This window comes from Clostridia bacterium (genome assembly GCA_017438525.1).
Lineage (GTDB): Bacteria > Bacillota > Clostridia > Oscillospirales > RGIG8002 > RGIG8002.
Genome location: JAFRVI010000013.1, coordinates 1 through 15,252 on the forward strand (window position 1 = coordinate 1; position 15,252 = coordinate 15,252).

The following is a 15,252-nucleotide window of genomic DNA, read 5'->3' on the forward strand; positions in this document are numbered from 1 at the left end:
AGGCGCTGTATGAGGATGAGGACTTCGTGGACTACTGCGAGTTTGATTGCCCCGAGTGCGGTGAGACCATCTGCCTCGATGAAGAGGATTTCGGCAAAGACAGCATTTTCTGCCCCGCCTGCGGCAAGGAGATATTCCTTGACGACGTATGCGGCGACGAGTGCGAATGCGACTGCGACGAGTGCTGCGCCGATGAAGAGGCGGAAGAAAAAACCGAGTAATACCGATAACCCGTCAGAGATTAAAGCGGACGCCGACAGGCGTCCGCTTTTCTTGTCCCTTTCGCAAGATATAGTGCCTGCCGGCGCCGATTTGAGCACAAATTGTGCAATCGTGATAATTGCCGACGATTTTCAGCGATTAAAAACGGCACTATTTACAACTTGTTTTTCTTGACGAATCACCGCGGATGCTATAAAATAATAGTGTAATAGATTTACACGGAGGTCCCGTTATGATCATCAAAGAAGCTGTTGTTAACAACAAAGTAGGACTGCACGCCAGACCGGCAACGTTTTTTATCCAGAAATCCAACGAATTCAAGGGCGACATCTGGATCGAGAAAGGCGACCGCCGCGCCAACGCCAAGAGTCTGCTCGGAGTGCTTTCGCTCGGTGTCCTCAGCGGAGAGACGGTGAAGATCAGCGCCGACGGAGTCGACGAAAAACTCGCCGTCGATACGCTCGTCGATCTCATCGCGAACGGGCTGCAGAACTGTTAGTGAAACGCGTTGTGATAATCGGCGGGGGAGCCGCCGGACTGCTTTGCGGATACTTTGCCGCCAAAAACGGCGCTTCCGCGCTGATAGTCGATAAAAACGCCCGCCCCGGCAGGAAGATGATGATCTCCGGCAAGGGCAGGTGCAACCTTACGAACAACTGCGACGTACGCCGATTTATGGAAAGCGTGACGAAAAACGCCAGCTTTCTGTTTTCGGCGTTATATTTTTTGCCTCCGCAGCGTCTTATGGAACTTGTTGAGGCGTCCGGACTTCCTCTGAAAACCGAACGCGGCAACCGCGTTTTTCCGCGGAGCGATAAGGCGGTCGACGTCGTCGACGCCGTATACGCTATGGCGAAAAGCGCCGGGTGCGAATACCTGAACGCCGAGGTGAAATCGCTCATCGTCAAAAACGGCGCGGCGGTCGGAGTTGAGACCTCTTCCGGCAGGATCGGCGCAGACTCCGTCGTCGTCGCTACCGGCGGCGCGTCTTATACGCGCACGGGATCTACCGGCGACGGATACCGTTTCGCGAAAGAGGCGGGGCATACCGTCGAGCCGATACGCCCTTCGCTCGTACCTCTCGTTGCGGCCGGCGGCACGGCGAAACGCCTCATGGGGCTTTCGCTTAAAAACGTCGCTTTGACGTTGACTGAAGACGGAAAGGATAAGCCCGTGTTCGAGGACTTCGGCGAAATGCTATTCACGCACTTCGGACTCTCCGGCCCGATGGTTTTGTCCGCGTCCGCGCATATGGAGCAGGGGAAGCGCTATTCCGTCAGCGTCGACCTCAAGCCCGCGCTGACTGCCGAGGAACTGTCAAAGCGTATCGCGCGCGATTTCGCGGCGAATCCGAACAAAGACTTCGCGAACTCGCTCGACGATCTGCTTCCGAAAAAGATGATACCCGTTATCGTCGACCTTTCCGGCATAGATCCGCACAAAAAGGTCAATTCCGTTACGCGCGATGAGCGCGCGAAGCTGGCGGCGCTGCTGAAAAAGCTTGATTTCGCCGTAACGGGCACGCGTCCTGTCGAAGAAGCGATAATCACTTCCGGCGGCGTGAACGTCAAAGAGATAGATCCGAAAACGATGGAGTCGAAGCTCGTAAAGGGCTTGTATTTCGCGGGAGAAGTCATCGACGTCGACGCGCTGACCGGCGGATACAATATGCATATCGCCATGGCTACCGGAGCGCTTGCCGGTGAAAACGCCGCAAAATGAACGCCGCTTTCAGAAGGACGGGGAGACCCGTCCTTTTTTCTTTCTCTAATTCGCGATTAACGTCATTTTTCTCTTGATATTGACGCGGATATATTGTATAATATATAGCGTATAAGGAGAGGTATTATGATTTCGAGATTCTTTGAAGATCCGGTAATGATTCTGATAACGCTTCCGGCGGTTATCATCGCGTTGACGTTTCACGAATTAGCGCACGCGTATACCGCTGTAAAGCTCGGCGACCAGACGCCCGCCATAACCGGACGCTTGAGTATAAATCCGCTTGCCCATCTCGATATAATGGGCTTTCTCTGCATGGTTTTGACCGGATTCGGCTGGGCGAAGCCCGTTCAGGTTAATCCTCGAAACTTTAACAACCCGAAGCGCGGTATGGCGGTAACCGCGGCGGCCGGACCCCTTTCCAACGTGCTGCAGTCCTTCGTTTGTATGTTTATCCTCGCTCTTCTTGCGAAGTTTAATGTTCTTGCGATTTACTACGGAAAGGGCGGCTTTTCGGGCGCCTCGTTCGGGGACGCATTGCTGATGGTTTTGGGTACGATAATATATCAGATGACGTATTTGAATCTTTATCTCGCGATATTCAATCTGATACCGGTTCCGCCGCTTGACGGTTCTCGCCTTGTCGACGTTTTCCTTCCCGGTAAAGTATCGTATTACTACAACCGATACGGCACCTACTTCCAGATAGGTCTGTTTGCCGTGATGATGATTCTGATATACACCGACGTTTTCAATCCGATCGCGTGGGTCGCCGGCAAAGTTTGGGATTTGTTCTATAACATCTGGTTCGGCATATTCGGAATGGCGTAAAGGAGGGCGTTTTTGGAAGCTTTAACTTATAAAATCGAAGCGTACGAAGGCCCGCTTGACGTGCTTCTCGGTTTGATACGCAAGAATGAAATCAATATTTACGACATTCCCATCGCGGAGTTGCTCAGGCAGTTCATCGAACACATCGACGTTATGCGCCGCGAGAACCTCGAGGTTTCCAGCGAGTTTCTGACTATGGCGGCAACGCTTGTTCAGATAAAGTCCGCAATGCTGCTGCCTAAGTACGAGGAGGAAGAGGATCCCCGCACGGAGCTGGTCAACCTGCTGCTCGAATACGAACGCTATAAGCAGGCGGCGGAAAGCTTCCGCGAGCATGAGAGCGGCGTTTACCGCTTCGTGCGCGAGCCGGTCAAGATGGAGATCGATTACACTTACACGCGCAGTCACAACGTCGGCGAACTCCGCGACGCGTATTTCTCCATTTCGTCGGCGGTCGTCCGCAAGCGTGAACGCAAGGCGTCGCCGGAGTCGATCTCCCGCATAGTCCTGCGCCGATCGACAAGCATAGCGTCAAAGATATTCGCAATTCTTCGCGGACTTGCCCGCAGGACGCGCGTTACGCTGCTTTCGCTCGTCGGCCGCGACAACGTGCGCGGAGACGCGGTCGCGGCGTTCTTCGCGACGCTGCAGCTCGCGAGAGCCGGCAGGGTACATATAGAGAACGACGGCACGGCCCTTGCGATGACGATGACAAAAGACTCCAGGAAAAAGCTTAAACATAAAGTGAAATAAGAGGTTGGTATGGATATCTCAAGAATCGAAGCGGCGGTAGAAGCCGTTGTGTTTGCGTCGGGCGACCCCATATCCGCGGAGAGAATCTGCGAAGCGGTCGGTATCGACGCGGATACGCTTGAAAAATGTGTAAAGAATATATCCGGGCGTTACGCCGACGCGCGCTGTGGTATAGAGCTCGTCGCCCTTGACGGCAGTTATCAGATCTGCTCCAAAGGCGAGTTTTACGAGGAGATTAAGACCGCGTTGAAGCTTCGCAGCAACGCCGTTCTTTCCGACGTGGCGATGGAAACGCTTGCGATAATCGCGTATAATCAGCCCGTAACGAAAAGTTTTATCGAAGACGTTCGCGGCGTAGACTGCTCCTATATAGTCGGCAGTCTTTGCGAAAAACGACTTGTTGAAGAGCGCGGCAGACTCGATATTCCGGGCCGTCCGCTGCTTTACGGGACGACTGACAACTTCCTGCGCTGCTTCAATCTCGAATCTCTTGCCGATCTGCCGAAACTGCCGCGTCTTGAAGGCGACGATCCGGATCAGATGACGATTGAGGAATACACCGAGCAGGTCGCGCAGCAGGAAGCTGCGGAACACGCCGACGCGGAAGCCGTTGAAAACGCCGATAACGCTGAAAACGCGGACTGACGTCTGCACGGAGAGAAACTATGTGGTGGTATCTGCTTTTGATCCTGCCCGCGCTTATTCTGATTTTTCTGCTGCTCCCGGTTTACCTCACGGTCGACCTTAAAAACACCGAACCGGAGGTCAAGATAAAGCTTGGCTTTATCGATATAACCGGCGCGGTGATAAAAGAGGATAAGCCGGAAAAGGAAACCGAAAAAACCGAAAAGAAGCAAAAAAGAGCAAGGAAACGCACGCTTTCAGAACGGATAAACGAGTTCAAAGACAAGGTCGCGTTTACTCGGGACGCCTTTCGTATTATCGCGAAGAGACTGACCGTGACTCGCTTTCGGCTCGTTTGCCGCGTTGCGACGGGAGACGCCGCGCAGACCGCGGTGCTTTATGGCTCCGCCTGCGCCGCCGCGGCCGCGCTTGACGCTTTTATTAACGAATGCTTCAAGGTGAAAAAACAGAACGTGTATATCTACCCTGATTTCACGGCGCAGAAACCGGAGCTGGACGCGTTCGTTAAGATAAAGATGTTCGTTTTTTCCGCTGTCGGAGCGGGTATAAGCATATTATTCAACGCAATGAGGCGCGGACCCAAACGCGCCCGCGCATAAATATTGAAAGGACGACCTGATATGAGCGAAAACAAGATCAACGATTTTATGAGCACCGCAATGAGCGGGATCCGCGATATGATCGACGTCAATACGATAGTCGGCAATCCCGTCACGACTCCGGACGGCACGACTATCATACCGATCTCCAAGGTCTGCTTCGGCTTCGCTTCCGGCGGTTCCGACTTCGGCAAGCAGCCGGAGAAGCAGAAGTTCGGCGGCGGCAGCGGCGCCGGCGTTTCGATCACGCCCGTTGCGTTCCTTTCGATAAAGGAAGGCGACGTCCGCGTGCTTTCCGTCGACCCGGACGAAAGCGGCATAGATAAGGCGATCCAGTCCGTCCCGACGGTCATCGAAAAGCTTTCCAATATGTTCAAGCGTAAGAGCAAGAAAGAGAAGGCGAAGGAAAAGGTCGAAAAAGCCGTTGAAGAGGCAATGGACGCTGCGAAAGAAGAAGCGGAGTAAGTATGGCTAAACAGGAGCCGATAAGAATTAACAAGTTCCTTGCCGAATGCGGCGTTGCTTCGAGGCGCGCCGCGGAGGAGCTGATCCTCGCGGGCAAGGTGAAGATCGACGGCAAAACAGCCGAGCTCGGCGACAAGCTCGTTCCCGGAAAGGCGAGGGTAGAGGTCTCCGGCAAGCGCGTCGCGCTCAAGCCGAAGTCTCACATTTACATAATGCTCAACAAGCCGCGTGGATACGTTACCACGATGTCGGACGAGAAGGGCAGAAAATGTGTAGCCGATCTTGTAAAGGATGTAAAAGGCAGAGTTTTTCCGATAGGGCGCCTTGATATGCTTTCGGAAGGCCTGCTGCTTTTTACCGACGACGGAGATTTCGCAAACCGCCTGACGCATCCGCGCTTTCACATAGGCAAAACTTATAAAGTCGTCGTCAAGGGAGAGCTTTCCGAAGACGATCAAAAAGCGTTTGCCGAGGGCATAGAGCTCGACGGCGAAAAGACCGCGCCCGCGGAAATAACCGTTTCTCCGCCGAAGGACGGCAGGCAGACGGTGCATTTGACCATATTCGAGGGGAAAAACAGGGAGATCCGCCGTATGTGCGAAGTGCTCGGAGTGGAAGTTCTGCGTTTGAAGCGTGAACGCATCGGGAACCTTTCGCTCGGCCTGCTCCCGTGCGGCAAGTACAGATATTTGGGTGAAAAGGATATAAAAAAGATATTTGCCGGTGAATAGCTAACAGGAGGTACGCTTATGAAAAGAGCATATAAGTTCATTGCCGTTTTGCTGTCGGCCGCGATAGTTTTTTCATGTATGGCGTGCGCGTCATTGTTCAGCGCGGTTGCGGATGGAGAGTATATTTCCGCGCAGCTTCCCGGATTTGAGTCGTTGTCCGCGGTGCAGGTGGCTCTTATCTGGCGCGAGAATCTCCAGCGCGTTCGCACGTCAAGCGCTGTGCATCCGGACGCCTCGCCCAAGTCTCTCGAGGTGACGCTGGCGGCAACTGCCGACGGAGGAGAATACGACAGCTTCAGTTTTGCCTCCGTCACGGCAGCAGATAAGGCAATTGATGATTTTGAAAGCAACGCGCACGAGCTGCCGCGCAACGGTAAGGTCTTTGGCGACGTTTCGCTCGAGGACGTTGAGAAGATCAGCGTGTGGCTCGGAGATTATCCCGCCGGCGGCAAGGTTGTTATGAAACTGCTGACGGCTCCGAGCAGAGGCCCTTTGACCGAAAACGAGAGCTATGCCGATTATCCTCTCGGCTTTGTTTACAGAAGCGCCGAGGTAATGCCGGTTGATAACGTTGCGACTTTTGATATTTCGGATTTCGCAGCAGATAATGATTGGACCGCCGGCAGCATTTACGATCACCTCGGCGAAATCAACGCATTGATGCTTACGCTGATCCCCGGCGAAGGCAACGCCGCGTTAAACACAAAGTTTTACATTTCCGATCTGCGTGTCTGGAAAAAGGCCGCCGACTATTCCTGGACAGCCAACGTCGGAGCCGCCGCCGGCGAGTTCGGTTTTACCGTGCGTTCGGCGTCCGCGGACGCGAATATTTCCGTAACGGTTGACGGCAAGGCGATTTTGCCTTCGGGCGACGGTTATCTTAACGCGTACGGCGAAACGTGCCGCGACTATAAGGTTGATACTGCCGCTTACCGCGACGGTATGAAAACGCTGAAAGCTTTTGACGGCGAAGAATGCGTGCTCACTGCCGGAGTTATATTCGACAATGAGGCGCCGTTTGTCAATCGTATCGGCGAAGAAGCCGACTACGGCGTTACCGTTTCCGAAGGCGGCGGCGAGATAAAGATGTCCGCTTATGCCGATCCGGATACGCAGTATAAGTTCTATAAGGCCGACGTTCTTCCTGTAGTTGCCGTTGAGAATTTCTCTACGTTGAACGATATGAAGCAGCGCGATCCGCAGGGAGAGGTTGAGATCGACCTTTCGGGAAGCGCCGTGTATTCCACGATTTCCCAAACGACTTCGATTCCGTATCAGGCGTTTGAGATCGACGCATCCGGAAAAACCGATACCGTTTACGTCACATATAAAGGCAGCACGATCAAAAACGAATCGCTGCAGTTTGAAGTTTACAGTCCCAAAGCTGATGCCTGGGAGTTTTTAGCGCGCGGGAATAGGTCCGGCGATGAAAACGAATTCACTTTTGCGATTTCTCCGGAGACCTTTGCCGATGCGAGCGGTAAGATCAAGCTCCGGGTTTCCGAGTACCTTTACGGAAACGGCGCAGATACGTTTGCATGGACGACGGATACGCAGTATTATATCTCAACTCAGAGATACCGTCACTTTATGGAGGAGCAGTTTGACTGGTTCGTCGATGAGTATAACGCCGGCAATATCGCTTACGTCTGCAACACCGGCGACGTAGTTGACAACAAAACGTCCGTCGCGCAGTACGAACTCGGCAGAAGCATTCACAACAAGCTCGATCAGGCGAACGTGCCGAACGGCGTTACGCCCGGCAATCACGATATCGGTAACGCGCACGACGAGGTCCTGTATTACGACAGGTGGAACGCCTATTTCGGTTCGCAGTATTACGATCATCAGCCGTGGTGGGGCGGCGGCTATCTCGGCAACACCAGCCACTATGACCTGATGACGATAGGCGGGCGCGATTTCATTTTCCTCTATCTCGGGCTCAATCACGAAACGACCGAAGAGGGCGCTGCGTGGGCTAATAAGGTGCTGAAGATGTATCCGCATCGAACCGCCGTTATTCTCACTCATCAGTTCCTCAGCACTTCGGGCAAGCTGATGACCGGCAGCTACGGTTTCGCCGACAAAATTATTGAGAAGATCATCGAGCCGAATACCAACGTCCGACTTGTCCTTTGCGGACATGAGCCGGCGTCGCATAACCTCTATCAAAAGATGAAAAACGGCGTGACGGTCGTCGAGCTGCTTCATAACTATCAGTTTGATTATAAAAAGTTCGAGGACGGTACGTGGGCGACGACCTGGTCGACGACCGACGGCGGCGCAGGGTATTTCAGGTATATGGACGTCGGTGAAGACACCATAACGAGCCGCTGCTATTCCGCTTCTAATCCGAACGTCAACCATTATTATCCGGAGGAAGCCGGGATCGCGGAAAACTATACGATGAATATCGAATACGTTCAGTCCGACAGGGAGATCCACACGTCGTATTTCAGCGCGACCTGCGGCGTTGAATCTCTCGGCGAATACACGGTTAACGACAACGGCGACGTTTGGACGCTTTCGTTCACTGGTGAGGCGGACGGCAGTTCCGGCAGGTACGTCGTTGCGAACAGGATGGGGAGATATGTTCGTTCCGACGTTTATCCGATAGTGGAGAAGGCATTTGAAGAGCCGGTTCTGAAGGGAGACCTTGACCGCGACAGAGCAGTAACCGTTTCCGATGTGCTTGCCGCGCTTCGTATTGCCGCAAAGCTCATGGATGAAACATCGGAGGCGATTTCGATAGCGGATATGGACGGCGACGGTGAGATTACGGTCGTTGATGCGTTGAAGATACTCCGCATTTCCGTCGGGCTCGAATAAGGGTAAAAAAAGTGCCGCCGTCTGTTATTCAGACGGCGGCGTATTATATTATCTGCTAATCGAACATCGTTTTACCTCGGTAGACGCTCATTACCAATCCGACGCCTCCGAAGACGGCTATCATTGACGAGCCGCCGGCGGAGAAGAAGGGGAGCGTTATTCCGATTATCGGCAGGAGTCCGAGACTCATTCCGATGTTTTCCATCATCTGAAACGCGAGCATCGCGAATACCCCGATACATATATACGCGCCGTTTGTGTCACGAGCGTTTGTTGAGACCTTGAGTATGCGCAGCAGGAGTGCTGTCAGCAGGAGAAGAACTATCACGGAGCCGATAAACCCGAGTTCTTCTCCGATTGCGGCGAAGATCGAGTCGTTTTCTATCGACGGGATTAGTCCTCGCTGTGTCATTATTCCCGCGCCGTAGCCCTGGCCTGTCAGTTTGCCGGAGCCGATAGCCGTAACGCTTCTTATCGTTTGCCATCCGTAGTTCAAAGGATCGAGCTCGGGGTTAAAGATAACAAGTATGCGCCTTATCTGGTATTCCGACAGCACGAACTTATAGAGCAGGAATCCGATCGGAACTATTGCGACTCCGAGCGCGAGGAAGTATTTCCAGCTGAGTCCGGCGATGAGCAGCATGGCGAGTGCGATAACGAAGTAAACGAGTGCGGATCCCATATCGCCCTGCAGATAAACCAGGAGAACGTAAGTAAGTACATGCGCGGAAAGCAGGAGGATGTTGCTTACGCGGTTTATGTTTTCATCCACTGCAGACAGATGCGTCGCAAATGACAGTATAAAAAGCAGTTTTACGAATTCGGACGGCTGAATACTCATTCCGAAGATTTGTATCCAGCTCTTAGAGCCGTTGATCGTTTTGGCGAAGATAAGCGTCAGTATCAGTATTATTACTCCGACCGCGAATATGAACTTCGGTATCTGACTCCATACGGAATACGCGATAACGGAGAGGACGATCATCAAAACTATGCCTGCCGCCATCGCGACTGTTTGTGTCACTACGTCGCGGCGGCTTCCCGTCACGAGCGTGGCGCTGTTGACCATCATAATGCCCGTTACGGCGCACAGAATTGCACAGACCAGCAGGAACTTGTCTGTTTCCTTCAAATATGTATAAATTGATTTGAATATTTTCGGCATAATCTCACCAAATCCATTTTACCACAAATAATCGCGAAAGAAAAGGTTTATTTTTCTTTTGATTTGTGCTATTATTGTGTTGTTGAATCAAGAAACGACGAAAGCGAGGAAATTCCGTTGAAAACCGATATTGAAATCGCCCTTGAGGCAAAGAAAAAACCGGTTAAAGAGATAGCCGCCGACCTCGGAATAGGGGAGGATATGCTCGAGTATTACGGCAAGTACAAGGCCAAGCTCTCCGAGGAATTGTACGCCGAAACCGCGTCGCGTCCGGACGGCAAGCTGATACTTGTGACCGCCATCAACCCCACGCCCGCGGGCGAGGGTAAAACGACGGTTTCCGTCGGCCTCGGCCAGGCGCTTGCGAAACTCGGCAAGCGCGGGATCACTGCGCTCCGCGAGCCGTCGATGGGTCCGGTTTTCGGCATTAAAGGCGGAGCCGCCGGCGGCGGTTATTCCCAAGTTCTGCCGATGGAGGATATCAACCTTCACTTCACCGGCGATATGCACGCGCTGACCGCGGCAAATAACCTCCTCTGCGCGATGATAGACAATCATATTCATCAGGGCAACGAGCTGGATATCGACCCGGAGCGCGTGCTTATCCTGCGCTGCGTCGATATGAACGACCGCGCCCTTCGCGAAATAACGATAGGCCTCGGCGGCAAGGCGAACGGCCAGCCGCGCCCGGACGGCTTCAACATCACCGTCGCGAGCGAAGTAATGGCTATCCTTTGCCTCGCGTCCGACCTTATGGACCTCAAGCGCCGTCTCGGCGATATAATCGTCGCGTATAACAGAAGCGGCGGACTCGTCCGCGCCCGCGATCTGAAGGCCGACGGCGCAATGACCGTACTGCTCAAGGACGCGCTCAAGCCGAACCTCGTGCAGACGCTTGAAAACACCCCCTGCATAATCCACGGCGGCCCGTTCGCGAATATCGCGCACGGCTGCAACTCCGTCCGCGCGACGAAGCTTGCGCTCAAGCTCGCCGACTACGTTGTGACGGAAGCCGGATTCGGCGCCGACCTCGGAGCCGAAAAGTTCCTCGATATCAAGTGCCGCGCCGCGGGCATACATCCCGACGCCGTCGTGCTCGTCGCAACGGTCAAGGCGCTCAAATACAACGGCGGCGTACCGAAGGACGAGCTGAAGGCCGAGAATACCGAGGCGCTTCGCAAGGGCATAGTGAACCTCGGAAAGCACATAGAGAATATCCAGTCTTACGGACTTCCCGTCGTAGTCGCCATAAACGAGTTCGCGACCGATACGGACGAAGAGAAGCGTATAATCGGCGAATACTGCGCCGCGCACGGAGTGGACTACTCCTTCACCACCGTTTTCGCCAACGGCGGCGAAGGCGGCGTCGACCTCGCGCGGAAGGTGTGCGCCGCGGTCGAGAAGCCGAGCGATTTCCGTTTCTGCTACGACCTCGATCTGCCTCTGAAAGACAAGATCAACGCCATTGCGACGAAGATATACGGCGCGGACGGAGTCGAATACTCCGAAAAAGCGGAGCGGGAGCTCGCGTACATGACCGAGAACGGCTACGGCAAGCTGCCGATCTGCGTTGCGAAAACGCAATACTCGCTTTCCGACGATCCGTCGCTGCTCGGACGTCCCGAGCATTTTCGCATCACCGTCCGCGACGCGAAGGTTTCCGCGGGCGCGGGCTTCGTAGTCGTCTATACCGGCAAGGTCATGACGATGCCCGGTCTCCCGAAGGTTCCGGCGGCGGTCAATATCGACATCACGCCCGACGGCGAGATCAAAGGACTTTTCTGATATGATAAGCAATTCCGTCCTGGAAACCGAACGAATAGCGTCCGAATATGCTGCGGGACTTAAAGCCGGAGACGTGCTCTTTTTCCGCGGCGATCTCGGGGCGGGGAAGACCGCCTTCGTCCGCGGGCTCGCGGCGGGGCTCGGCATCCCGCCGGAAACCGTAAGCAGCCCGACCTTTACTTTTGTAAAGGAGTACGTCGGCGGACGGCTTCCTTTGGCGCATTTCGATATGTACCGCGTCGGTTCGGCGGACGACCTGTATTCGATCGGATTTTTCGACTATCTCGAGACGGACGCGGTCATCGCGGTCGAGTGGTCGGAGAATATAGAAGCGTTCGCTGACGTTCCGCACGTCACCGTGACGATCTCTCGCGGTGAAAGCGAGGATCAGCGGATAATAACGATAGAGGGAGTGCATAATGCGGATTCTTGCGTTTGACAGCTGCGGCAAGACGGCTTCCGTCGCCGTATACGACGATAAGGTAATAGGCGAAGTATATATCGACGCCAAACAGACTCACAGCGCGACGCTGCTGCCTTCGGCGGATTGGCTGCTTTCGTCGCTCGGCATGAAGGTCGCGGATATGGATTATATCGCCGCTGCCGTCGGGCCGGGCTCTTTTACCGGCGTCCGCATAGGTATTGCTGCCGCGAAGGGTATGGCGGCGGGTGCCGGCTTGAAATGCGTCGGCGTTTCGTCGCTTTACGCCGCGGCATACGCCGCAAAGGACTGCGGCGGGCTCGTCTGCGCCGTTATGGACGCGCGCTGCGGGCAGGTTTACAATGCGAATTTCAGGGTTGACAACGGCGTTATTCAGCGCGTTTGCGAGGACAGAGCGCTCGCCATCGACGCGCTGATCGACGAAGTTAAGGGCGAGAAGAACGTCCTGCTCATCGGCGACGGCGCGCTGCTCTGCCGCGACAGATTCGCGGAGCGCGGAGCGGCCTGCCGCATAGCCGGCGAAGGCCGCGTCGGCGTCAGCGCGGGGAACGTCGCGCTCATCGCCGCTGAGAACGTGGCGAATGCGGTTACGCCAGAGGCATTCGCGGTCAACTATATACGGCTTTCACAGGCGGAGCGGGAACGCAACGCCAGACTTCAAAACGAAAAAACGGAGGAGCAATTATGATCATCATCGGCAGTGATCACGGCGGATTTGAACTTAAACAGGCGGTCACGGCGTACTTTGACCGCGAGGGTATCGAGTATTTCGACTACGGCGTCCATGAGAACGTATCCGTGGATTATCCCGATATCGCTTTTCCGATTGCGGAAAAGGTCGCGGCTGGCGAATACGAAAAGGGCATGATCTTCTGCGGCACCGGCATCGGCGTTTCCATCTGCGCCAACAAGGTCGACGGCGTCAGAGCCGCGCTCTGCACCGACCATTTCACCGCGGAATACTGCCGCCTCCATAACGACGCGAATATCCTCTGCATCGGCGGCAGAGTTACCGGCGTCGGCACCGCGCTCGACGTCGTGAAAACCTTCCTTTCGACCGAGTTTGAAGGCGGCAGGCACGAGCGCCGAGTTGCGAAAATAATGGCCTACGGGAAAGATAAATAACCGACTTAATAAAACAGCGGAAAGCGATTGCTTTCCGCTGTTTTTGTGCGTTTTTTCATCTTTCGTCCATCGGGACGTAACCGCGCTCTTCGGCGACGCTCTTGTAGCCGGGGCGGATTATCTTGCCTCCGCCGATAAGCTCTTCGAGGCGGTGCGCCGACCATCCGCTTATCCTCGCTATCGCGAATATCGGGGTGAAAAGCTCCGGCGGCAGTCCGAGCAGACTGTAGACGAAGCCGCTGTAGAAGTCGACGTTCGCGCTGACGCCTTTGTATATCCTGCGCTCGCGGGAAATGACCCTCGGCGCTATGCGCTCAACTTTTGAATAGAGCTCGAAATCGTCTTTCGCGCCTTTTTCTTCGCTTAACTGACGCACGAACGATTTGAATATCTCCGCGCGCGGATCGGAAAGGGAATAGACCGCGTGTCCCATTCCGTAGATGAGGCCGCTCTTGTCGAAGCCGTTTTTATTCAGCAGAGCGGTCAGATATGCGTCGATCGCTTCGTCGTCGCGGAAGTCGGTAACGTGCTCTTTCAGATCGTCCATCATTCTGACGACCTTTATATTCGCTCCGCCGTGGCGCGGCCCCTTCAGCGAGCCGAGCGCGCCGGCGATAACGCTGTACGTGTCGGTGCCGGAGGAGGTTATGACGTGCGTGGTGAACGAGGAGTTGTTGCCGCCGCCGTGTTCGGCGTGGAGTACCAGCGCCATATCGAGCACGCGCGCTTCAAACGGCGTGTAGCTCATATCCGGACGCAGCAGACGCAGGATGTTTTCCGCGGTAGAAAGCTCCGCGTCGGGCTGATGGATAAACAGACTCTCTTTGTCGTGATAATGCTTGTACGCCTGGTATCCGTATACCGACAGAAGCGGGAAGAGCGAAATCAGCTGCACGCACTGCCGCAGCACGTTGGGAACGGAAATATCGTCCGCGGCGCTGTCGTAGGAATATAGCGTGAGCACGCTTCGCGCGAGTGTGTTCATCATATCGTTGCTCGGCGCCTTCATGATCACGTCGCGTACGAATCCGGTAGGCAGCGAGCGGTAGAAGCCGAGAGTGCGCTTGAAGGCGTCAAGCTGCTGTTTCGTCGGCAGGTTTCCGAAAAGGAGCAGATACGTGGTTTCCTCGAATCCGAAACGGCCTTCGCCGTAAAAACCGCTGACAAGCTCCTTGATATCAATGCCGCGGTATGAGAGCTTGCCTTCGCAGGGGGTATCGACGCCGTCGACGAGCTTTGATGACGTTATCGTCGATATTTCCGTCAGACCGGCGACGACGCCTTTGCCGTTGACGTCGCGCAGTCCGCGCTTGACGTTGTACGTGTCATAATACTCCGGCAGTATGCCGTAGCTTTTGACGGAGAGCTCCGCGAGGTCTTTGATCTCGGTCGTTATCGCGGAGTATGGATTGTTTTTACGGATGGCCATTTCTTCACCTCCATTTGTAACACCGTTGTAATTGAAATATACACTTCACCATTAAATTATATACTGAAATTGTAAAACAATCAATCAAAATATTTGTATGGTATAAACCGCGCGGCACGGAAACGGAGCGCGATATATGTAAAACGAGGCCGAAAATGAGAGATTATCTTTATAAAAATAATAATAATTCTTCTTGATTTTTGATTTGCGATGTGGTATAGTTATTCTTGCTGACGGAAACGGGGGCATAGCTCAGCTGGTTAGAGCGCTCGCTTCACATGCGAGAGGTCGGGGGTTCAAGTCCCTCTGCCCCTACCAGAAAAAAGCACGCGAAAGCGTGCTTTTTTCAATGATGTTTGCCCTGTTGGGCAAATGATGTGCGCTTCGCGTATGATGCCGCTTCGCTGATGATGTGTCCTGCGGGACATTGGGGCAAACATCTCATCATTGTGAGCGATAGCGAACAACATCATTTCTGCGTCAGCAGATACATCATCAGCCGCCATAGG

At 54.2% G+C, this 15,252-nt stretch carries 17 protein-coding genes and 1 tRNA gene; 15 read left to right on the forward strand and 3 right to left on the reverse strand.

The genetic code is table 11. The features are described from left to right. The 10 genes from IJL83_01150 to IJL83_01195 all read left to right on the forward strand — a co-directional run. Positions 1–221: hypothetical protein (locus IJL83_01150; protein MBQ6552216.1), on the forward strand; the 221-nt coding region annotated here is incomplete at its 5' end. Between the two features lie 233 nt (positions 222–454). Next, entirely contained in the window at positions 455–721 is a 267-nt protein-coding gene (locus IJL83_01155; GenBank protein ID MBQ6552217.1) for an HPr family phosphocarrier protein, read from the forward strand. Then, positions 721–1,944 (forward strand): NAD(P)/FAD-dependent oxidoreductase, encoded by a 1,224-nt coding sequence (locus tag IJL83_01160; GenBank protein ID MBQ6552218.1) that lies wholly within the window; start codon positions 721–723, stop codon positions 1,942–1,944. Before IJL83_01155 ends, IJL83_01160 begins: the two co-directional genes overlap by 1 nt. Before the next feature lie 126 nt (positions 1,945–2,070). Then, a complete protein-coding gene (locus IJL83_01165; GenBank protein MBQ6552219.1) occupies positions 2,071–2,775 on the forward strand; it encodes a site-2 protease family protein in 705 nt (234 codons plus the stop codon). A 12-nt stretch (positions 2,776–2,787) separates the two neighbouring features. After that, positions 2,788–3,528 (forward strand): segregation/condensation protein A, encoded by a 741-nt coding sequence (locus tag IJL83_01170; protein MBQ6552220.1) that lies wholly within the window; start codon positions 2,788–2,790, stop codon positions 3,526–3,528. Between the two features lie 9 nt (positions 3,529–3,537). Then, positions 3,538–4,173 (forward strand): SMC-Scp complex subunit ScpB, encoded by a 636-nt coding sequence (gene scpB, locus IJL83_01175; GenBank protein ID MBQ6552221.1) that lies wholly within the window; start codon positions 3,538–3,540, stop codon positions 4,171–4,173. A 20-nt stretch (positions 4,174–4,193) separates the two neighbouring features. Beyond that, positions 4,194–4,772 carry a DUF2953 domain-containing protein gene (locus IJL83_01180; protein MBQ6552222.1) on the forward strand — a complete coding sequence of 193 codons (579 nt, stop codon included), beginning with the start codon at positions 4,194–4,196 and terminating at the stop codon, positions 4,770–4,772. Between the two features lie 21 nt (positions 4,773–4,793). Further along, positions 4,794–5,237, forward strand: coding sequence for a GerW family sporulation protein (gene ytfJ, locus IJL83_01185; protein ID MBQ6552223.1), 444 nt, complete (start codon positions 4,794–4,796; stop codon positions 5,235–5,237). A gap of 2 nt (positions 5,238–5,239) precedes the next feature. Next, positions 5,240–5,968: an rRNA pseudouridine synthase gene (locus IJL83_01190; GenBank protein MBQ6552224.1), complete on the forward strand. Its 729-nt coding sequence runs from the start codon at positions 5,240–5,242 to the stop codon at positions 5,966–5,968. 18 nt (positions 5,969–5,986) lie between these two features. Continuing rightward, positions 5,987–8,797, forward strand: coding sequence for a hypothetical protein (locus IJL83_01195; GenBank protein MBQ6552225.1), 2,811 nt, complete (start codon positions 5,987–5,989; stop codon positions 8,795–8,797). 55 nt (positions 8,798–8,852) lie between these two features. Here the strand turns inward: IJL83_01195 and IJL83_01200 are convergent, their stop codons facing one another. Then, entirely contained in the window at positions 8,853–9,962 is a 1,110-nt protein-coding gene (locus IJL83_01200) for a rod shape-determining protein RodA (GenBank protein ID MBQ6552226.1), read from the reverse strand. Between the two features lie 117 nt (positions 9,963–10,079). On the opposite strand from IJL83_01200, the gene IJL83_01205 reads away from it, so the two are divergent. The 4 genes from IJL83_01205 to rpiB are packed head-to-tail and all read left to right on the forward strand — an operon-like array spanning position 10,080 to position 13,314. Beyond that, entirely contained in the window at positions 10,080–11,747 is a 1,668-nt protein-coding gene (locus IJL83_01205; GenBank protein MBQ6552227.1) for a formate--tetrahydrofolate ligase, read from the forward strand. Between the two features lies 1 nt (position 11,748). After that, entirely contained in the window at positions 11,749–12,186 is a 438-nt protein-coding gene (tsaE, locus tag IJL83_01210; protein MBQ6552228.1) for a tRNA (adenosine(37)-N6)-threonylcarbamoyltransferase complex ATPase subunit type 1 TsaE, read from the forward strand. After that, the gene (gene tsaB, locus IJL83_01215; protein MBQ6552229.1) at positions 12,167–12,877 is read left to right on the forward strand and encodes a tRNA (adenosine(37)-N6)-threonylcarbamoyltransferase complex dimerization subunit type 1 TsaB; all 711 of its coding nucleotides are present in this window, start codon (positions 12,167–12,169) and stop codon (positions 12,875–12,877) included. Before tsaE ends, tsaB begins: the two co-directional genes overlap by 20 nt. Then, positions 12,874–13,314 (forward strand): ribose 5-phosphate isomerase B, encoded by a 441-nt coding sequence (gene rpiB, locus IJL83_01220; GenBank protein MBQ6552230.1) that lies wholly within the window; start codon positions 12,874–12,876, stop codon positions 13,312–13,314. Before tsaB ends, rpiB begins: the two co-directional genes overlap by 4 nt. Before the next feature lie 55 nt (positions 13,315–13,369). Here rpiB and IJL83_01225 read toward each other — a convergent pair whose 3' ends face one another. Next, entirely contained in the window at positions 13,370–14,743 is a 1,374-nt protein-coding gene (locus tag IJL83_01225) for a citrate/2-methylcitrate synthase (GenBank protein MBQ6552231.1), read from the reverse strand. Positions 14,744–14,984: 241 nt separating this feature from the next. Between IJL83_01225 and IJL83_01230 the strand changes: the two genes are divergently transcribed. Further along, positions 14,985–15,061, forward strand: a tRNA-Val gene (locus tag IJL83_01230). Here IJL83_01230 and IJL83_01235 read toward each other — a convergent pair. Then, positions 15,040–15,252: hypothetical protein (locus tag IJL83_01235; GenBank protein MBQ6552232.1), on the reverse strand; the 213-nt coding region annotated here is incomplete at its 5' end. The genes IJL83_01230 and IJL83_01235 overlap by 22 nt on opposite strands.